The sequence below is a fragment of the Brevibacterium oceani genome (genome assembly GCF_013623835.1).
In the GTDB taxonomy this organism is placed as follows: Bacteria; Actinomycetota; Actinomycetes; order Actinomycetales; family Brevibacteriaceae; genus Brevibacterium; species Brevibacterium oceani.
This window is the reverse complement of record NZ_JABKDE010000006.1, coordinates 20691-39311: the sequence shown is the minus strand read 5'-3', so window position 1 is coordinate 39311 and position 18621 is coordinate 20691. Positions and strand designations below refer to the sequence as shown.

The 18621-nt window shown below is 65.1% G+C and carries 20 protein-coding genes and 2 tRNA genes; 19 read left to right on the top strand and 3 right to left on the bottom strand.

The window, feature by feature from the left end:
- Positions 1 to 14: 14 nt before the first annotated feature.
- The 13 genes from HK401_RS13755 to gluQRS all read left to right on the top strand — a co-directional run bounded on the left by HK401_RS13755 (position 15) and on the right by gluQRS (position 11718).
- Entirely contained in the window at positions 15 to 1244 is a 1230-nt protein-coding gene (locus HK401_RS13755) for a molybdopterin molybdotransferase MoeA (RefSeq protein WP_181275241.1), read from the top strand.
- Positions 1241 to 1711 carry a cyclic pyranopterin monophosphate synthase MoaC gene (gene moaC / locus HK401_RS13750; RefSeq protein ID WP_181275445.1) on the top strand — a complete coding sequence of 157 codons (471 nt, stop codon included), beginning with the start codon at positions 1241 to 1243 and terminating at the stop codon, positions 1709 to 1711. The genes HK401_RS13755 and moaC overlap by 4 nt, the downstream gene beginning before the upstream one ends.
- Complete coding sequence (locus HK401_RS13745; RefSeq protein WP_258234212.1) at positions 1693 to 2160, top strand: molybdenum cofactor biosynthesis protein MoaE; 468 nt, start codon at positions 1693 to 1695, stop codon at positions 2158 to 2160. The genes moaC and HK401_RS13745 overlap by 19 nt, the downstream gene beginning before the upstream one ends.
- A complete protein-coding gene (locus HK401_RS13740) occupies positions 2157 to 2558 on the top strand; it encodes a TOBE domain-containing protein (RefSeq protein ID WP_181275240.1) in 402 nt (133 codons plus the stop codon). Before HK401_RS13745 ends, HK401_RS13740 begins: the two co-directional genes overlap by 4 nt.
- A 95-nt stretch (positions 2559 to 2653) precedes the next feature.
- The gene (gene modA / locus HK401_RS13735; RefSeq protein WP_181275239.1) at positions 2654 to 3424 is read left to right on the top strand and encodes a molybdate ABC transporter substrate-binding protein; all 771 of its coding nucleotides are present in this window, start codon (positions 2654 to 2656) and stop codon (positions 3422 to 3424) included.
- Positions 3424 to 5115, top strand: coding sequence for an ABC transporter permease (locus HK401_RS13730; RefSeq protein WP_181275238.1), 1692 nt, complete (start codon positions 3424 to 3426; stop codon positions 5113 to 5115). The genes modA and HK401_RS13730 overlap by 1 nt, the downstream gene beginning before the upstream one ends.
- Positions 5116 to 5147: 32 nt before the next feature.
- A complete protein-coding gene (locus HK401_RS13725) occupies positions 5148 to 6839 on the top strand; it encodes an AMP-binding protein (RefSeq protein ID WP_181275237.1) in 1692 nt (563 codons plus the stop codon).
- Between the two features lie 148 nt (positions 6840 to 6987).
- The gene (locus HK401_RS13720) at positions 6988 to 7737 is read left to right on the top strand and encodes an amino acid ABC transporter ATP-binding protein (protein WP_373563656.1); all 750 of its coding nucleotides are present in this window, start codon (positions 6988 to 6990) and stop codon (positions 7735 to 7737) included.
- A gap of 45 nt (positions 7738 to 7782) precedes the next feature.
- On the top strand, positions 7783 to 8676 hold the full coding sequence (locus HK401_RS13715) for a glutamate ABC transporter substrate-binding protein (protein ID WP_181275236.1): 894 nt from the start codon (positions 7783 to 7785) through the stop codon (positions 8674 to 8676).
- A gap of 70 nt (positions 8677 to 8746) precedes the next feature.
- Positions 8747 to 9409, top strand: coding sequence for an amino acid ABC transporter permease (locus tag HK401_RS13710; protein ID WP_181275235.1), 663 nt, complete (start codon positions 8747 to 8749; stop codon positions 9407 to 9409).
- Positions 9406 to 10248: an amino acid ABC transporter permease gene (locus HK401_RS13705; protein WP_181275234.1), complete on the top strand. Its 843-nt coding sequence runs from the start codon at positions 9406 to 9408 to the stop codon at positions 10246 to 10248. The genes HK401_RS13710 and HK401_RS13705 overlap by 4 nt, the downstream gene beginning before the upstream one ends.
- A 133-nt stretch (positions 10249 to 10381) precedes the next feature.
- Complete coding sequence (locus HK401_RS13700; protein WP_309135997.1) at positions 10382 to 10741, top strand: GNAT family N-acetyltransferase; 360 nt, start codon at positions 10382 to 10384, stop codon at positions 10739 to 10741.
- Positions 10738 to 11718: a tRNA glutamyl-Q(34) synthetase GluQRS gene (gene gluQRS / locus HK401_RS13695; RefSeq protein WP_309135996.1), complete on the top strand. Its 981-nt coding sequence runs from the start codon at positions 10738 to 10740 to the stop codon at positions 11716 to 11718. The genes HK401_RS13700 and gluQRS overlap by 4 nt, the downstream gene beginning before the upstream one ends.
- Positions 11719 to 11755: 37 nt before the next feature.
- Here gluQRS and HK401_RS13690 read toward each other — a convergent pair whose 3' ends face one another.
- A complete protein-coding gene (locus HK401_RS13690) occupies positions 11756 to 12925 on the bottom strand; it encodes a glycosyltransferase (RefSeq protein WP_309136010.1) in 1170 nt (389 codons plus the stop codon).
- A 42-nt stretch (positions 12926 to 12967) separates the two neighbouring features.
- Positions 12968 to 13879: a DMT family transporter gene (locus HK401_RS13685; RefSeq protein WP_309135995.1), complete on the bottom strand. Its 912-nt coding sequence runs from the start codon at positions 13877 to 13879 to the stop codon at positions 12968 to 12970.
- A gap of 245 nt (positions 13880 to 14124) precedes the next feature.
- On the opposite strand from HK401_RS13685, the gene HK401_RS13680 reads away from it, so the two are divergent.
- The 6 genes from HK401_RS13680 to HK401_RS13660 all read left to right on the top strand — a co-directional run bounded on the left by HK401_RS13680 (position 14125) and on the right by HK401_RS13660 (position 17977).
- Positions 14125 to 14197: transfer RNA gene (locus tag HK401_RS13680), tRNA-Asn, on the top strand.
- Positions 14198 to 14278: 81 nt separating this feature from the next.
- Positions 14279 to 15319, top strand: coding sequence for an LLM class flavin-dependent oxidoreductase (locus tag HK401_RS13675; protein ID WP_181275233.1), 1041 nt, complete (start codon positions 14279 to 14281; stop codon positions 15317 to 15319).
- 172 nt (positions 15320 to 15491) lie between these two features.
- Positions 15492 to 15719 (top strand): hypothetical protein, encoded by a 228-nt coding sequence (locus HK401_RS20775; protein ID WP_258234210.1) that lies wholly within the window; start codon positions 15492 to 15494, stop codon positions 15717 to 15719.
- Positions 15716 to 16402: an MFS transporter gene (locus HK401_RS13670; protein WP_258234209.1), complete on the top strand. Its 687-nt coding sequence runs from the start codon at positions 15716 to 15718 to the stop codon at positions 16400 to 16402. The genes HK401_RS20775 and HK401_RS13670 overlap by 4 nt, the downstream gene beginning before the upstream one ends.
- 138 nt (positions 16403 to 16540) lie before the next feature.
- Complete coding sequence (locus HK401_RS13665) at positions 16541 to 17809, top strand: EAL domain-containing protein (RefSeq protein ID WP_246490710.1); 1269 nt, start codon at positions 16541 to 16543, stop codon at positions 17807 to 17809.
- Positions 17810 to 17900: 91 nt separating this feature from the next.
- Positions 17901 to 17977 (top strand) — tRNA-Ile (locus HK401_RS13660).
- 31 nt (positions 17978 to 18008) lie between these two features.
- Here HK401_RS13660 and HK401_RS13655 read toward each other — a convergent pair.
- Positions 18009 to 18527: an immunity protein CdiI family protein gene (locus HK401_RS13655; protein WP_181275231.1), complete on the bottom strand. Its 519-nt coding sequence runs from the start codon at positions 18525 to 18527 to the stop codon at positions 18009 to 18011.
- Positions 18528 to 18621 lie beyond the last annotated feature (94 nt).

Here is an 18621-nt window from a genome sequence, read left to right as displayed (position 1 = left end):
CGTATCATCGTCCCATGACTACGGCGAAGATGCATCGAGCACGGATATACGAGACGATCGATCCACTGACCGGGACACGCAGCCTCCCACTCACGGGCCTGCTCGACTGCCCCCGCAGACTTGATGCCGACGTGGTCTCACCGATCGACGTTCCCGGGTTCGACAACTCCAGCATGGACGGCTACGCCCTGGCCGCAGCCACACTGGAGGCCCGCTCAGGTGCCGGGGAACCCGCTCCGATCCCAGTGCGCGGACAGGTCGCCGCCGGGGCCCGAGGCGACACCGTCGCCCCCGGCACCGCGGTCGAGATCATGACCGGAGCCCCGCTGCCGCCGGGAACCGACACGATCATCCGCATCGAGGACACCGCGCCCGGTGCCTTCGGGGCGGAGTCGATCACCCTCGACCTTCCCACCGGTACCAAGAATCCCCAGGTCGGGAACTTCGTCCGTCCTCTCGGCAGCGATGTCAGAGCCGGTCAGACTGTGCTGAGCGCGGGCACACAGCTGCGACCTGCCCACCTCGGCGTGGCTGCGGCCTGCGGCATCACCGAACTCCCCGTGCGATCCCTGCCGCGGATCCTCATCATCAGCACCGGAGACGAGATCACCGCCGAGGCGGCCGCCGGGATCAACGACGCGAACTCCGTGACACTCTCGGCCGGGCTGCGCCGCCTCGGCGCGGAGACCGAGGTGGCGTTCGTCCCCGACGACCCCCAGGCGCTGCTCGACACTGTGCGAGGCAGCACCGCCGACCTCGTCATCTCCACCGGCGGCATCTCCAAGGGCGCGCACGAGGTCGTCAAACTCGCCGCCGAAGCCGACCCGAGCGCGGCAATGGTCTTCGAACCGATCGCCATGCAGCCAGGAGGACCTCAGGGCTGCGGTCGGCTCGCCGACCATCCCTGGGTCGCGCTTCCCGGCAACCCGGTGAGCACGCTCATCAGCTTCGAGATGTTCATCCGGCCCGCGCTGCTGGGAATCCCCGGCGATGAACCCGCACGCGAAGTCGGATACCACCGTCTGGCCCACGGCTTCGACGAAACCCCGCCGACCGGCAAACTCCAGATCCGCCGGGCCAGACTCACCGACCAGGGCCTACAGTTCATCGGCGGCTCCCGCTCGCACCTGCTCCACAGCTATGCCGAGGCCACCCACCTCGTGTTCGTCTCACCTGAGACGCCGGGACCGGACGATCCGTTCTCAGCCGCGGGCGATAGGCTGATGACGTGGAAGATCGCATGAAACTCAGCCACGTCGATGAGACCGGAACCGCCCAGATGGTCGACGTCGGCGACAAGGACGTGACGAAACGACGCGCAGTGGCCTCCGGGACCATCACCACGCGCGCCGAGGTCATCGACATGATCGCGCAAGCCGGACTGCCCAAGGGCGATGCCCTGCCCGTGGCCCGCATCGCCGCGGTGATGGGCGCCAAACGCACCAGCGACCTCATCCCGCTGTGCCATCCGCTGCCGTTGACCGGCATCGACGTCGACTTCGAACTGACCACCGATGCGGTGACCATCACCGCCGCGGTGAAGACCGTGTCGAAGACCGGAGTCGAGATGGAGGCACTGACCGCCGTGACCACGGCCGCGCTGACGATCTTCGACATGATCAAAGCCGTCGACAATCAGGCCGTGATCGGCGATATCAAGGTCACCGAGAAATCCGGAGGGAGGAGCCGAGATTGGACACGCCAGGTTTGACCACGGCGATCGCCGGTGAGACTGGCGGCACCGTCATCACCACCGGAGTCGTCGAGACCGAGATCTCGACCACCGCACTCGAACCCGATGTCCTCACCGATGTCTGCGGTGCCGTCGTCAGCTTCTCCGGGGTCATCCGCGATCACGACGACGGCCGGGGAGTCCGGGGCCTGCACTACGAGTCCCATCCGCTGGCCGCCCAGCAGATCGCCGAGGTGGCCGCCGACATCGCTTCTCGCCATTCCGAAGTCCGGCTCTCAGTCGTCCATCGTGTCGGAGACCTCGAGATCGGTGATGTCGCCCTAGCCGCCGTCGTGGCTTCCGCCCATCGGACAGACTCCTTCCTCGCCTGCGCCGAACTCATCGACGAGGTCAAGGCGCGTGTGGCGATCTGGAAGCACCAGCATTTCACCGACGGCACCGACGAATGGGTGGGAGCTCTCGAATGACCCAGTTGCGCATCAGTGACGCCGCGCGATTCCTCGGCGTCAGCGACGACACCGTCCGGCGCTGGATCAGCGACGGCCGCCTCACCGCCCTCAAGGACTCGTCGAACCGTGCGGTCGTCGAAGGCAGGGAACTCGCAGAACTCGCCCAAGCATCAGCGGCCTCACTCGCCGATCCGAGTGGCGTCAAGAGCTCCTCGCGCAACCGCTTCGCCGGCCTCGTCACCGATGTCGCCGTGGACGGTGTCATGGCCCAGGTGAGCATGCAGTGCGGGCCCTTCCGAGTGGTCTCGCTGATGTCTGCCGAAGCCTGCCGCGAACTCGATCTGCGGCCGGGCAGCCTTGCCACCGCCTCGGTGAAGGCGACGATGGTCACGGTCGATACGGTGCCCGCGGACTGATCTCTGTGCCGTGAATTCGGAACTCGACCACAGTTGGAGTCTCAAATCGGGGACTGAAATCGACAATGGGGCGCATCTGCGGGTTCAATGGGAGTATGAAGAAGACCCTTATCGGGCTCTGCGCCGTCGCAGCCCTGACACTGACCGCCTGCTCATCCGGCTCCTCGAACGATTCGGGTGGTGATTCGGCAGAGAAGACCGAGATCACCGTCTTCGCCGCCGCCTCGCTAACCGACGTCTTCGCCGACATCGCCGACGAGTTCAAGACAGAGAACCCCGAGGTCTCGGACGTGAAGTTCTCCTTCGCCGGATCCTCCGATCTCGTCTCCCAGGTCTCCGAGGGCGCTCCCGCCGACGTCATCGCCACCGCAGACGAGAAGAACATGGACACGCTGGAAGGCGACGATCTGCTCGCCGGCGACCCGCAGATCTTCGCCTCGAACACTCTCGCCCTGGCCGTCGGCAAGGGCAACCCGGAGAACATCAAGACGCCCAAGGACTTCGCGGGCAAGGACCTCGTCATCTGCGCTCCGCAGGTGCCCTGCGGCTCGGCCACGGAGAAGTGGGCCGACCAGAACGACGTCGAACTCGATCCCAAGAGCGAAGAGAACTCGGTCACCGATGTGCTCGGCAAGGTCAGCTCCGGTCAGGCCGACGCCGGAATCGTCTACGTCACCGACATTCCGCGCGGCGACGGTGAGGTCGAGATGGTCGACCTCGAAGGCGCCGACAAGGTCGTCAACCAGTACCCGGCTGCCACGGTCAAGGCCAGCGAACACCAGAAGGAAGCCGACGCCTTCGTCGACTACCTGCAGTCCGACACCGCGGTGAAGATGCTCGAGGACGCCGGGTTCGCCACACCCTGATGAGCAGACGCACCCGCAGTCACTCCGCAGCACCGGCTTGGCTGTGGATTCCGGCGGCATTCGGCATCGCCTTCCTGCTGCTGCCGAACATCGGGATGATCTCGAGGATTGAACCGGACACCCTCTCCGCAGTCGTGCAGGCACCCGAGTCGCGAATCGCGATGGGTCTGTCGCTGCTGACCTCGGCCGTCTCTGCGATCGTCTCCGTCGCCATCGGGTTCCCGCTCGGGTACCTGCTGGCGACGAAGCGATTCGACGGACAGCGCGTCGTGCGCACCCTCATCCTGCTGCCGCTCGTCCTGCCGCCGGTCGTCAGCGGTCTCGCCCTGCTCTACACCTGGGGCCGTTCGGCTCCGCTCGGCTCCGCCCTCACCGAGGCAGGGCTGGGGCTGGCCTACACGACGGCTGCCGTCGTCGTCGCCCAGATCTTCGTATCCATGCCGTTCATGGTGATGTCGGTCGAGACCGCGGTGGCGGCGCAGGGATCGCGCTTCGAACTCGCCGCTGCCGAACTCGGCGCCACCCCGGCCAGAGTGTTCTTCACCGTCAGTCTGCCGCTGCTGCGCCCCGGCATCATCACCGGCGCCGTGCTCTGCTTCGCCCGTTCGCTCGGCGAGTTCGGCGCCACGCTCACCTTCGCCGGATCGCTCGAGGGTGTCACGCGGACGATGCCGCTGCAGATCTACCTCGTGCGCGAATCCGATCCGCAGTCGGCCATCGCGCTCTCGCTCCTGCTCGTCCTCGCAGCGCTCGTCATCATCGTCCTGGCCTACCGTTCGCCGCACGCGCCGCGTGTGCGCCGTCCCACTCCGCTGTCACCGGCGAACCTCGAAGACGACCGCCGATCCGACTCCGCTCCCGCCGGCTCCACCATCCCCGCTGGCTCCACCGCACAGCCGGCAATGACCCCGCGGCCGCCTCGGCGGGTGTTCCCGGAGTCCCACCCCGACCTCAGCCTGCAGGCCTCCCTGGCCGAACGCGGCTCCGAACTCGACATCACCGTGCCGAGCGGAGCGACGACGGCGATCATCGGTCGCAATGGGGCCGGGAAGTCCACGCTCTTCCAGATCCTCACCGGTGCCCTGGCCGCCGACACCGGCAGCCTGCTGATCGGCGGCGACGTGATCTTCGACGTCGACGCAGGGGTCTGGCCGCCCATCCACGCGCGCGGCATCGTCCACCTCGCCCAGAACCCGCTGCTGTTCCCGCACCTCAACGTCATCGACAACGTCGCCTTCGGTCTCCGCTGTCGCGGCGTCGGGAAACAGGAGGCGCGCCGACGCGGCCAGGAGATGCTCGATCGCCTCGGTGTCGGCAGCACCTCCGAACGCCGGCCGACCGCAGTGTCCGGGGGACAGGCGGCACGGATCGCGCTGGCCCGTGCCCTCGTCATCGATCCCACCCTGCTGCTGCTCGACGAGCCGCTCGCCGCACTCGATGTCGACGTGCGGATCGAGACCAGACGGGTGATGCGCCGCGTGCTCGAAGGACGCACCGCGCTGCTCGTCACCCACGACGTCGAAGACGTCATCGAGTTGGCCTCCTCGCTCGTGCTCATCGACTCCGGACGCGCCACTTACGTGTCCCGTGTGGGGGCCGTCGACACGACGACACAGGTCGCCGGCGGTGACTTCCTGGCAAGCTTTTGCGCTGAGGACAGAGAAGGAATACTGTGCAGTAGATCACAGTAGTCCTGCGTATCGAAGCAAGGGAGCAACACGACATGGCAGAACTCTCCTATTCCTCGGGAACATCGACTGAACCCCTGCTGGGGATCACGATCGCCGAACACTTCAAACGCACCGCGACGGCGCACCCCGAGGCCCTGGCGCTGGTCGACCGGCACTCGGGGCGGCGCTGGACCTACGCCGAGTTCGATCGGGACACCGACGCCCTGGCCATCGGCCTCCTCGAACGCGGAGTGAAGAAGGGCGACCGAGTGGGGATCTGGGCGCAGAACGTGGCCGAATGGGCGCTCGTCCAGTACGCGACAGCGAAGATGGGGGCGATCCTCGTCAACGTCAACCCGGCCTACCGCAGCCACGAACTCGAATACGTGGTCGGACAGTCGGGCATGACGCTGATGATCTCGCAGATCGTGGCGCCCCCGCATTCGGATTTTCGCGCGATCGCCACCGAGGTGGCTGCGAAGGTCCCGTCCCTCGACCTCGTCTTCCTCGACACGGTGCCCGAGGATCTCACCGGGGGAGCGGCGATCGGCGAGCACGAATCCTTCGGCCACCTCATCGGACAGGGCAGGAGGCTGCTCGACGACGAGGGCGCGAAGTACGCGGTGCGGCTGCAGCAGGTCATCGACGACCTCTCGGCCGACGAGCCCATCAACATCCAGTACACCTCGGGCACCACTGGGTTCCCCAAAGGCGTGACGCTCAGCCACCACAACATCCTCAACAACGGATTCTTCATCGGTGAGATGCTCGCCTACACCCCCGTCGATGCCGTCGTCGTCCCCGTTCCCTACTATCACTGCTTCGGGATGGTCATCGGAAACCTCGCCGCACTCAGCCATGGCGCGGCCATCGTCCTGCCCTCTCCGGGGTTCGATCCGGTGAAGACCATGGCCGCCGTGACCGAGGAGAAGGCGACCTCGCTGTATGGGGTGCCGACGATGTTCATCGCTGAACTCGAACATCCTCAGTTCTCCGAATTCGACTTCTCCACTCTGCGCACCGGTGTCATGGCCGGCTCGCCGTGCCCGGTCAACACAATGCGTCGTGTCATCGAGGACATGAATATGTCCGAGGTCGCGATCTGCTACGGCATGACCGAGACTGCTCCGGTGTCGATGATGACCCGGGTCGACGATTCGCTCGAGAAGCGGACGCAGACGGTCGGCCGGGTGATGCCCCACCTCGAGATCAAGATCGCCGACCCGGTCACCGGGCAGACGGTTCCGCGCGGACAGAAGGGAGAGTTCTGCACGCGGGGATACGCGGTCATGCTCGGATACTGGCAGCAGCCGGACAAGACCGCCGAGACGATCGATGCCGCCCGCTGGATCCACACCGGGGACCTGGCGATCATGGACGATGACGGCTACGTCGACATCTCCGGGCGCATCAAGGACATGGTCATCCGCGGCGGCGAGAACGTCTACCCGCGCGAGGTCGAGGAGTTCCTCTACCACCACCCGGCCATCCGCGACGTCCAGGTCATCGGCGTCTCCGACGAGAAGTACGGCGAAGAGCTCATGGCCTGGGTGATCCTCAAGGACGGATTCGACTCACTCAGCGCCGAGGAGGTGCGTGAGTTCTGTACGGGCAAGCTCGCCCACTTCAAGATTCCCCGTTACGTCGAGGTGCGCGAGTCCTTCCCGATGACGGTCTCGGGCAAGATCCGCAAGATCGAGCTGCGTGAGGAAGGCGAGAAGATCGCCCACGGCGCCTCCGCGTAAGGCCGGAGAGCACGATATCGACGGGCTGTGGGCACGATCCGGCCGCGGACGCGGCCGGATCGAGTTCGAGGTCACAAGTCGGTTGCAGTTCTTTCTGGTAGGGGCCTGAGTTTTTCTTGTGTGCTCTGGTTCACTAGGATCACTTCACATGAGAGATGAATCACGACCGCTGGTGTCGGTGACGAACGTCGAGAAGCACTACGGCGAATTCCACGCCCTGAAGAACGTCAACCTCGACATCGCCGAGCGCGAGGTCGTCGTCGTCATCGGCCCTTCGGGATCGGGCAAGTCGACACTGTGCCGGACGATCAACCGTCTGGAGACCATCACCTCGGGCAGCATCACCATCGACGGCAAGGAGCTGCCGGCCGAGGGCGCCGCACTGGCGCAGCTGCGTTCGGACGTCGGCATGGTCTTCCAGGCGTTCAATCTCTTCGCCCACAAGACGATCCTCGAGAACGTCACTCTGGGACCGATCAAAGTCCGCAAGCTCTCGAAGTCCGAGGCGGACAAGCAGGCCATGGCGCTGCTCGAACGCGTCGGGGTCGCTCATCAGGCCGACAAGTATCCCGCGCAGCTCTCCGGCGGACAGCAGCAGCGTGTCGCCATCGCCCGGGCGCTGGCGATGAAGCCGAAGGTGATGCTCTTCGACGAGCCCACCTCTGCGCTGGACCCGGAGATGATCAACGAAGTCCTCGACGTCATGGTCGGACTCGCGGAAGAGGGCATGACGATGGTCGTCGTCACTCACGAGATGGGCTTCGCCCGCAAGGCGGCACACCGGGTGGTGTTCATGGCCGACGGTGAGATCGTCGAAGTCGCCGAGCCCGAGGAATTCTTCACCAACCCCCAGAGCGGTCGAGCCAAGGACTTCCTGTCGAAGATCCTGACGAACTGACACCACCCTTTTCCTACCGCATCACCTCACTCACAAGGAGAGACAATGAAGAAGCTCAGACTGACAGTCGCCTCGGTGGCAATCGGAATGCTGGCCCTCAGCGGCTGCGGCCAGGGCGGAACCCCGGAATCCTCCGGAGACGGGGACAAGGCCGAGGCACCGGAGTACTCCGTGGCCACCGGGGTCGACCTCAAGGATTCGAAGACCTGGCAGAAGGCCAAGGACGCCGGGGAGATCACCATCGGCGTGAAGAAGGACCAGCCGGGACTCGGCAACGTCTCGGCCGGTTCCAAGGAGCCGGAGGGCTTCGACATCGAGATCGCGAAGATGGTCGCCGCGCACCTCGGCTTCGAACCCGATCAGATCAAGTACACCGAGACCGTCTCGGCCAACCGCGAGCCCTTCCTCCAGCAGGGCAACGTCGACATGGTCGTGGCCACCTACACGATCAACGATGAGCGCAAGAAGGTCGTCGACTTCGCCGGACCGTACTACGTCGCCGGTCAGGATCTGCTCGTGGCCGAGGACTCCGACATCGCCGGACCCGACGACCTCGACGGCAAGAAGGTCTGCTCCGTCGACGGATCGACCCCGGCTCAGAACATCGAAGACAAGTACACGAAGGCCGAACTCGTCACCTACGACGCGTACTCGAAGTGTGTGACCGACCTCCAGTCGGGATCCGTGGACGCAGTGACCACGGACGATGCGATTCTGCGCGGCTATGCCAAGCAGTACGAAGGTGAGTTCAAAGTCGTCGGCAAACCCTTCACCGAAGAGCCCTACGGCGTCGGACTGCCCAAGGGTGACGACGCGCTGCGCGACGCCGTCAACGACGCCCTCGAGGAGGGCATGGACAACGGAGACTGGAAGAAGGCCTTCGAATACACCCTCGGATCCACCGACGGTGTCGATATGCCCAAAGTCGACCGCTACTGACCTCGTCCACAGATTGACATGATGCGAGGGCGCCGAACCCGGCGCCCTCGCATCGATTAAGGAATCTGCCATGGATTTCCTGGAGCTTCTCCAGATGTTCCTCTCCGGCGCGTGGGGAACGATCAAGCTCTTCACCGTCGCCCTCGTCGGGTCGATGGTGTTGGGAACGATCCTCGCCGCCATGCGCGTATCACCGACCCCGGTGCTGCGGGCGGCCGCCTCGACCTACATCAACATCGTGCGGAACACTCCACTGACGCTGGTGATGTTCTTCTGCGCCTTCGGCCTGCCGTTCCTCGACATCCGCTTCGGATCGACGAGCTCGTTCAACTCCTTCGTCTACGCGACGATCGCGCTGACCGCCTACACCGCGTGCTTCGTCGCGGAGACCCTCAAGTCCGGCATCGCCACGATCCCGGTCGGCCAGGCCGAAGCCGCACGTGCCGTGGGACTGAGCTTCGGTCAGACCTTGGGCCAGGTGATCCTGCCGCAGGCCTTCCGCACCGTCATCCCGCCGCTGGGCAGCGTGATCATCGCGATGCTCAAGAACACCTCGATCGCCTCGGCGTTCAACAACCGGGAGCTGATCTCGGCGATGCGCAATGCCATCGAAGTCCGCGGTGACCTCGTCATCCCGCTGCTGTTCGGGACCGCTCTGGCCTATCTCATTCTGGCCCTGGTGCTCGGGCGCGTCTTCGACTACCTGGAGAAGAAGCTGGTGATCATGCGATGAGCGCACCCACTCAAGTGCTGTTCGACGAACCCGGCCCGAAGTCCCGTCGGAACAACGTCATACTCTCCATCGTCTCGGCCCTCGTGCTGCTGGCGATCGTGGCATTCGTCATCTGGAAGTTCGCCGATGCCGGTCAGCTGGAACCCGATAAGTGGTACCCGTTCACGTTCGCGCAGATCCAGATGGTGCTGCTCCAGGGCATGCTCGCGACCCTCAAGGTCGCCGTCGTGGCCTCGGTGCTCGCGATGGTCGTCGGCATCGTGTTCGCACTGCTGCGCCTGTCCAGTAAGAAGGTCATCTCCGTCCCCGGCACGATCGTCCTCGAGTTCTTCCGCGGCGTACCCGTCCTGCTGCTCATCTTCGCGATGTTCCTGATGTTCGGCAACGACATCGGCCCGTTCTGGTCGGTCGTCTTCGGTCTCACCCTCTACAACGGCATGGTGCTGGCGGAGATCATCAGGGCAGGCATCCTCGCCGTCCCGACCGGTCAGCGGGAAGCGGCGATGGCCATCGGACTGCGGCCCGGCCAGGTGATGAGCCTCGTGCTCATGCCGCAGGCTCTGCGTGCGATGATGCCGACGATCATCGCCCAGATCGTCGTCCTCCTCAAGGACTCCGCACTGGGCTTCATCGTCACCTACCAGGATCTGCTCTACCAGGTGAACCTCATCGGCCGCGAGTACAACAACCTGCTGCCGACGTTCATCGTCGGTGCGGTCCTGTTCATCATCATCAACATGATCGTCGCAGCCTTCGCCCGGTGGCTCGAATCCAGGCTTCAGCGCAAGACGACAGCCAACACCGAGGCGGAGGGACTGTCCGCGAATATCGTCGACTGAGCGCCCATGGTGGCGGCGAGCCGGGCAGTGGCTGACCCGGCACGCCGTCACCCTGTATCGTTCACTGAGAGGGTCGGTGCACACCGGTCGATATCCGTCGAGCGCGGCCGATCCTCATGAGACAGAGCCGTCGGTGTCCTCCGTCACCGACGCCCGTGACAAGGAGTCGCAGATGCCGCAGCCCGAACTCAGCTCCACACCGGTCAAAGTCGTCAAGAACGTCGACCGGGAACGATTCGAGCTGTTCACCGATGACACTCCAGGGGAGTTCATCGGATTCCTCGGTTATCGAGTCATCGATCCCCGGACACTCGAACTCCAGCACACGATCATCTCGGAGGGCTACTCCCGACGCGGCTTCGCGCGCACTTTGGTGACGAAAGCCCTCGACATCATCCGTGCCGACGGCGGAGCCATCGTCGCTACCTGCTCCTACGTCGTGGACTACCTCGAGCGCTTCCCGCAGTACCGCGATCTCGTGGCTGATCGGTGACCGCAGAGGCGGCCGCTGACGGTGCCGGTGCCGGCCGCGGTGCGGGCATTGATGCCAGGCTCGGTGCAGGACGCTTCGCACCGAGTCCGAGCGGCGACCTGCACATCGGAAACATCCGTTCCGGACTCATGGCCTATGTCCGCGCGCGACAGACAGGCAGGCGCTTCCTCTGGCGCATCGAAGACCTCGACCGCGTGAAGACAGGTGCAGCCGAGTCCCAACTGGCCGTGTTCACCGAGCTCGGCGTCACTCCGGACGAAGAGCCGCTTGTCCAGTCGACACGTCGGGACCACTATGCGGCGGCGATCGACCGGCTCGATGCGGCCGGGCTGGTCTACGAATGCTACTGCTCCCGCAAAGACATCGCCCAGGCCCCGAGTGCCCCGCACACACCGCCCGGAGCCTATCCGGGAACCTGCCGCAACCTCGGCGATGCCGAACGCGCGGCCCGTCGAGGCGAACTGGCGGAGAAGGGGAGGCAGCCGGCGCTGCGGCTGCGCACCGACAACGCCGCTCATTCGATCCATGACGAGCTGCTCGGAGAGGTCACGGCCACCGTCGACGATCTCGTGCTGCGACGCGGTGACGGCGTCTTCGCCTACAACCTCACCGTCGTCGTCGATGATTCCGCCAGCGGCGTGGACGAAGTGCTCCGCGGTGACGATCTCGCCTCCTCGGCGCCGCGACAGGCCTATCTGGCCGGTCTGCTCGGGGCCGCTTCGATGGGTTGGCTCCACGTGCCGTTGGTGCTCAACAGCGACGGCAGACGATTGGCCAAACGCGATGGTGCGGTGACCTATCAGCAGCTGCGCGGCCTCGGCTGGACCGTCGCCGATGTGTTCGCCTGGATGCAGGGTTCACTGGGTGTCGACGACGCCGGTCCGCGCTGGGCAGGCATCGACGACATGGTCAATCAGCTCGACTTCGACCGTCTCAACGCGGAGCCGACCGTCTTCGTTCCACCGGCGGGGGACTGAGCCCAGAGCATTGTGTGTCAGTGCACTTCGACGGAGTTCAGGCCGCCGAGGACCCCAGTGCTTCGGTGATGACCTCGTCATAGATCGACTCGAAGGTATCGAGCGTGTATTCGATATCGTGTTTGGCCACGACATCCAGCGAGGCGCTCGACATCGCTTCGTATGCGGCATCCGAGGCCGTGCACAGGCGGGCGAACCGGTCGGCGAGGGCATCGACGTCGCGAGGCGGGAAGAGATACCCGTTGACGCCGTCGCGGACGAGGTGCGGCAGGGCCACTGCATCGGCGAGCACGACGGGTTTGCGGGAGGCCAGCGCCTCGAGCGTGGCGATCGACTGCAGTTCGGCCGTCGAGGGCATGCAGAAGAATGTGCAGCGCTGGTAGGCGTCCATGAGTTCTCGATCGCTGATCTTGCCGAGGACGTGGACGCGGTCGGCGATGCCCAGCTCCGCGGCGAGCTCCTTGAGCGGTGTCTCCTGGTCACCACCGCCGACGATATCGGCTTCGAGACCGAGTGCAGGGTCGGTCTTCGCGACCGCTTCGACGATGTCGGAGGCGTGCTTCTCCGAGGAGAGACGCCCGACGAAGAGCACCCGCGGCGGACCCGACCTCGGCGCGGGGGCCTCGGTCTCACGCAGATGGGCGAAGCGTTCGAGATCGATCCCACAGGAGACCGCGCGGATGGGGGAGGAGAACCCGTTCTGCGTGAGCAGGTCAGCGGCGAGCTGGGTGGGCACCGTGATGAAGTCGGCCGATTGGAACTTCCGGCGCAGATCCCACCAGGCGATGGCCGTGCCGCCGTCGAGGACGGCCTTCGGCGCCTTGAGATAGGGGCGCACATTGTCGGGCATGAAATGGTTGGTGGCCACGACGGGGATGCTGCGACGGATCGATTCGGAGAACGCGTAGCGGCCGATGACGAAGTGCGCCTGCGTGTGCACGACATCCGGTTGCAGGCTGTCGAGCAGTCTCGAGAGTTCGGGCTTCGTCTCCCAGGGCATGCAGATCATCCACGTCGGATGCAGCGGCCACCGGTGGGCGGTGAGTCGGTGGACGGTCACTCCGTCCTCGACGCTGACCGAAGGCTTCCCAGTGGCCGAGGGGCAGGCGACGTGGACATCGTTGCCGCGGGCGGCGAGCCCGGCAGCCAGGCGTTCGGCGAACTTTGCGGCACCATTGACTTCCGGGGCGTACGTCTCGGCCGGAATGAGGATTCGGCGGGCTGGAGTGGGACGGTGCGCAGACAGGATTCAGCTCTCCTCGGTGTCGGTCATGGTGTCGGAACGGCGGGCGTCCCTGCGCTGAGCTTCTCGATCTCTGACATCGGGATGATACCGCGACAATACAACGACTCCGGCGCACGCGACCAATCCTGTGAGCGCGATGATGAGGATCAGCCATACGGGGGCATCGGCCGCCTCGCCGAGCACCACCGTGCCGAGAATGACGGCGCCGATCGGATCGATGACGGTCAGGCCGGCGATGACCATCTCGGGTGGGCCCGCGACGTAGGCGTTCTGGACGAACCAGGAGCCCAGCGCCACCGCCGCCAGCAGCGCACCCGCATTCAGCCACGTGACCTGGTCGAGACCCGCCTGCAGGAATTGGACGCTGACGAGGTGGGCGTTCGTGGCGACGCATGCGAAGAGCAGCCCGGCCGAGACGATGAGCACGAGCTGCGGTGCGTGCCGGAACGCGAGCATGATGATCAGGCCGCCAGCGACGACGACGGCGGTGATCCAGAACAGAGGCAGCGCATCCGCGCCGAGGTGGACTTCCGAGCGGGCGATGGTCGCCGAGAGTGCGACGAAGACCGTCACCCCGATCGTGCACCACACGACGGCCTGGACGAGCCGGCGGTTGACTCGGAGGCCGCGGTGACGGACACCCAGGAGCACGGAGACGATGAGGGAGAAGGCCCCGATCGGCTGGACGACCATGACCGGGGCGAGCGCGAGGGCGACGAAGTTGCCGGCCGTGCCGAGGCCGAGAATGAAGAGTCCGAGCAGCCAGCGCCGGTTGCTCAGCAGCTCGACGAAATGCGCCCAACTCAGCCCGTTGTGTGAATCGTCCTGACCGGTGACGGCGTCGTGCTGGTACAGGGCACCATAGGCGAGGGCGACTGCGGCCAGGACGGCGAGTGCGATTGCCACTGTGGTCACGGTGAATCTTCCGGGTCGAAGGGCGCTGAGACGGGGTGGGGCCGATTCGAGTTTACCGTCTGCCTGCACACAGGGGAGGGAGCTCAGCTGTGTCTGTCCTGACTGTACGGCTACCCGACGGCAGCCGGTGGGGTTTGCCTCAGGTCTGTGTCTCGGGTCTGTGAGGTAAAGCACTCGAGCCCGTTTTGTCTGGTCGCTCAGGTGTTTGCTAAGCTGGACAGCACGTCCGCAGGTGACTGCGGCATTCCTCCGTAGCTCAGTTGGCAGAGCATTCGACTGTTAATCGAAGGGTCGCTGGTTCGAGCCCAGCCGGGGGAGCAGTCAAGGCCTCGTCCACATCGGACGGGGCCTTCGTCGTACCCGGGGGAATAGACGGTCTCGACGCCCGGTTGACCCGGCATGAAGTCTTTCGGATTCTTGAGCTTCGGACACTATGACGCCGAAGGCGAACTGGACGCCGGACAGATGCTCCGCGACGCCGTGGAGATCTCGGTCGGTGCCGACGACATCGGCGTCAACGGCGCTTACTTCCGCGTTCACCACTTCGCCACGCAGGCCGCCTCGCCGATTCCGCTGCTGTCAACGATCGCCGCACGCACCCTGCGCATCGAGGTCGGCACCGGTGTGATCGACATGCGGTACGAGAATCCCCTCTACCTCGCCGAGGAGTCTGCCGCCCTCGATCTGCTCTCCGATCAGCGCGTGGCCCTGGGCATCAGCCGAGGATCACCGGAACCGGCTCTGCGCGGGTGGGAGGCCTTCGGATATGAGGACCCGAGCGAACCGAAGGCGGCGACCATGGCCAGGGAGAAGCTCGACCTCTTCCTCCGCGCCATCCGCGGTGAACATGTGTCTCCTGCCGATCCGCAGCAGTTCGGCCCCGGCGTCAGCCTGCGGATCGAACCGCACTCACCGGGCCTCGACCGTCGCATCTGGTGGGGAGCAGGGTCGGCGTCGACCGCCGAATGGGCGGCACGGCAGGGCGTGAACCTCATGAGCTCCACCCTGCTCACCGAGGCGACAGGGGCAGCATTCGGGGACCTGCAGGCAGAGCAGATCGACCGCTACCGGACAGCGTGGGGCGAGGCCGGACACGACTGGACGCCCAGGGTATCCGTCAGCCGCAGCATCTTCCCGATCACCACCGACCTCGACGACCTGTACTTCGGTCGCAGGGGTGGAGGACAGGGAGACCAGATCGGCATCATCGACGACACCCGGTCGACCTTCGGGCGCACCTACGCCGGTGAACCCGATCAACTGATCGAGGAGCTCAAGGCCGATGCTGCCGTCGAGGCGGCCGACACTCTCATGCTGACGATCCCGAGTCAGTTGGGAGTCGACTACAACCTCCACATCCTCGAGTCCTTCGCCGAACACGTCGCACCCGCACTCGGCTGGGTGCCGGCCAGTGCGGACACGGAGCGGGCCGGCTCCTGACGTCCCGCCTCTTCAGTGCGACTGCGCCCGCGGACTCGGTGCCCAGTCTCGGGTGGACAGACGAGTTCGACTGCGGACACGGACGTAGGATGGCAGAGATCGAGCGGACACACAGGCGGCGAGCGCTTCGCTCGCCGACAGTTCCCTCGCCAGGTGACACAGGAGAGAACGCGTGAGCGAGACGAAGATGACGCAGACCCAGAAGCGGATCCTCTTCATCGGTCTCGTTCCCCTCTTCATGTCGCTGCTGTCGGTCTCGAGCATCAACGTCGTCCTCCCGTCGATCTCCTCGGACGTCCATGCGTCGACCTCGGCACTGCAGTGGGTGCTCACCGGCTATGCACTGTCCTTCGTCGAATCGTCGGTCGGCTGGTTCGTGTGGCTTGCCCTCCGGCAATGATCTGGGTGTGGACGAGGTGGGAGCGCCGATATGCGCGTCTCGGCCGCCCGCCGATGGTCGACCTCGACCTGTTCCGGATCCGCAGCTTCAGCAACGGTTCGATCATCATCACCCTCTACTTCCTCGGAGTGACCAGCGTCTGGGTCCTCGTGGCGATGTACATGCAGCAGGGGCTGGGGCACTCGGCACTGGCGGCGGGCATGATCGGACTGCCCGCCGCGCTGCTGTCCGCAGTCTCCGCCGATGTATCCGGTCGATTCGTCTTCCAGATCGGGCGTCGCCTCGTCGTGTGGGGGATCGTGACCTGTCTCGTCGGCCTCATCGCAACCATCGCCGTCGTTCTGCTGCTGTCCCAGGGGATCGGCAGCGAATGGTGGATGCTGCTCACGCTCGCGTTCATCGGGACAGCGCAGGGCATGGTGATCAGTCCCAATCAGACGCTGACGCTGCAGGAGGTGCCGCTGAAGTATGCGGGCTCCTCCGGCGGAGTGCTCCAGACCGGGCAGCGCATCGGCACATCGATGGGCTTGGCGATCATGACCGCCCTGGCCTTCTCGATCACCGCCGTGAGCAGCTGGCATATGGGAATGGTCGGAGCCTTCGCTGCGATCGCCGTGGTCGTCACCCTCGCCGGTGCAGTCGGACTCATCGAAGTTCGCCGAGGCGGCCGCCGCCGCGGGTGAATTCCCCGCGCTGAGGCTCCCGACGGAGTCGTCACAATCCCTCAGCTGTCAGCGCAATAATGTTACAGATTTTAGACAATCCGGTGTGTCCGAATGTGGAAGACTGTGAACGCACATCAGCCCACGGAAGGAAGCACAGTGGTCGAGGCTGTACCCGAAGATGACCTGGCGCTCGAGGATCTCGTGCGCTCGGGCGGGATCGAAACCTATTTCGCTCCGGTCGTCGACGCCTTCACCTTCCATCGCGTCGGACATCAGATACTGCAGGCTCCCATCGGCGATCCGGAGCTGGGCCGCGCGGAGTCCGAGAATCTTCGATCGGCGATGCACACCTCGTCGATGATCGGTGACATCGACGCCTCCCTGCGCGACACCGCACTGCGGACCGCCGAAGGCGCCGGACTGCCGAAGTCGAACCGGCTGTTCCTTCACGCCGAGGCGGAGTCGTTCGCCACCCTCGAGGACCGCACGGGCGAACCGGACCGATCGGTCATCCTCCAACTCGACGCCAACCGTGTCGCGAACTCTCCCGCTTCGGTGCTGCGGTCCGTCCGCTCCGCCCGAACCCTCGGTTGGGGAGTGGGCATGTCGGCGGTCGGGGCCGATCTGCGCAGCGCCTCCTTCGTTCCCCTCGTCAACCCGTCGGTCGTCGGTCTTCATCCGGACGTGCTGCGCATCGATTCGGATTCGCATCTGGCCGAACTCAACCGTCTGCTCCACGCCCACATCGAACGCACCGGAGCGGTCATCCTCGCCGAGGGGGTCGAGAGCGAGGACGATCTCGACCGGGTTCGCGCGCTTGGGGCCCGCTTCATGTCCGGCCCCTACTTCGGCGAGGCGACACAGGAACCGCACCCGTTCGAGGAGCCGAAAGAGGATGCTCTCGTCTCGCACTACTCGCGCAACCTGCCGGCGTTGGGAACTCCGTACTCGATCTCTCAGGGCCTGCGTCGTGAACCGCTGGTGATGAATCGTGAGATGCTCATCGCTCAGATCGCTGCGCTCGAAGAACGGGCGCTGGCGTCGGGTACGGCGACGATCGCATTGGGTGTCTTCGGCGAGGACGAGGCGTTCTCCGAGCCGACCCGTATCCGTTATGAGAAGATCCGCGACACCGTCGGCCTCACCGCTATGTTCTCCGGAGGGTTCGACGGACCGCCGATCCCGGGAGTGCGCACCGGACTCGTCGACGCCTCCGATCCGATGCGCAATGAGCATGGTGTCGTCGTAGTCGGACCCGACTGGTCGGGCATGGTCGCCGCGTCGAAGCGGAACGATCCCGGCAGCGATGGCCAGACGGAGTACGACGTCTACATCACCACCGACCGGTACACCTGCGTCGACGCCGCCCGCAGCGTCCTCACGCGAGTCGCACCGCTCAACGGTGCGGCGGCACAGCGCGCCTGAGCCTCGCCGAGGCGGCTGCCGGGCCGACAGCAGAGACTGTGTCGTCCGAATGGGACCGGGTGCATCGTTGGTGCTAATCTTGTCTCGGTCGGCCCCCGTAGCTCAGCTGGTCAGAGCAGGGAACTCATAATTCTTTGGTCGCCGGTTCAAGTCCGGCCGGGGGCACCACAGAGTTCAGTCGGGCCTTTTACGTCCGCTGTCAGTTGTGCTCTTCTGAGTGCTCTGATCGTAAGTCCGGTGTGAAGGTGCGCCCCGACAGGGGCGCATAGGCCGTCCACGACCCGTTGCTTTCGGCAAGGAGGTCGGCCACCCTCTGATCCTCGGCGATCCACTCCTCCTGCAGGCGAATGAACGACGCCTCAGCGGCGGCATTCAGTGCCGGAGACTTCGTTCGCGCGTAGACGGTCTCAGCACCATCTTCGTACGAATCGAACTCAACGACGAAGCGCGGTCCCGCCTCGGCGGCGACACAAGCAGCGAGACGCGCACCCTCGACCGTGTACGCGTGGGCGTGCCCTGCCGACTTCCACGCGATGTCATCCGTCAGCGAGTCGTAGTACGACTGCTCCCATACTTCGAGCTCCTTGACGAGTTCGGAGGACAGGCCAGTTCTGTCGTAATGGATCGGCTGGTCGAGCCAGAGCACTGTGCGCACGTAATCAGGAAACATCCGGATGGTCTCGTACTGTGCGGCGTCGACTGCGGCCTCATCGGACATGCCACCAGCCTAACGCTCACTGAATGCCCACCACAGACACCCGACATCACCAGCGTCTTTGATGCTTGGCCGCTGGCCGAACATGGACTATCAT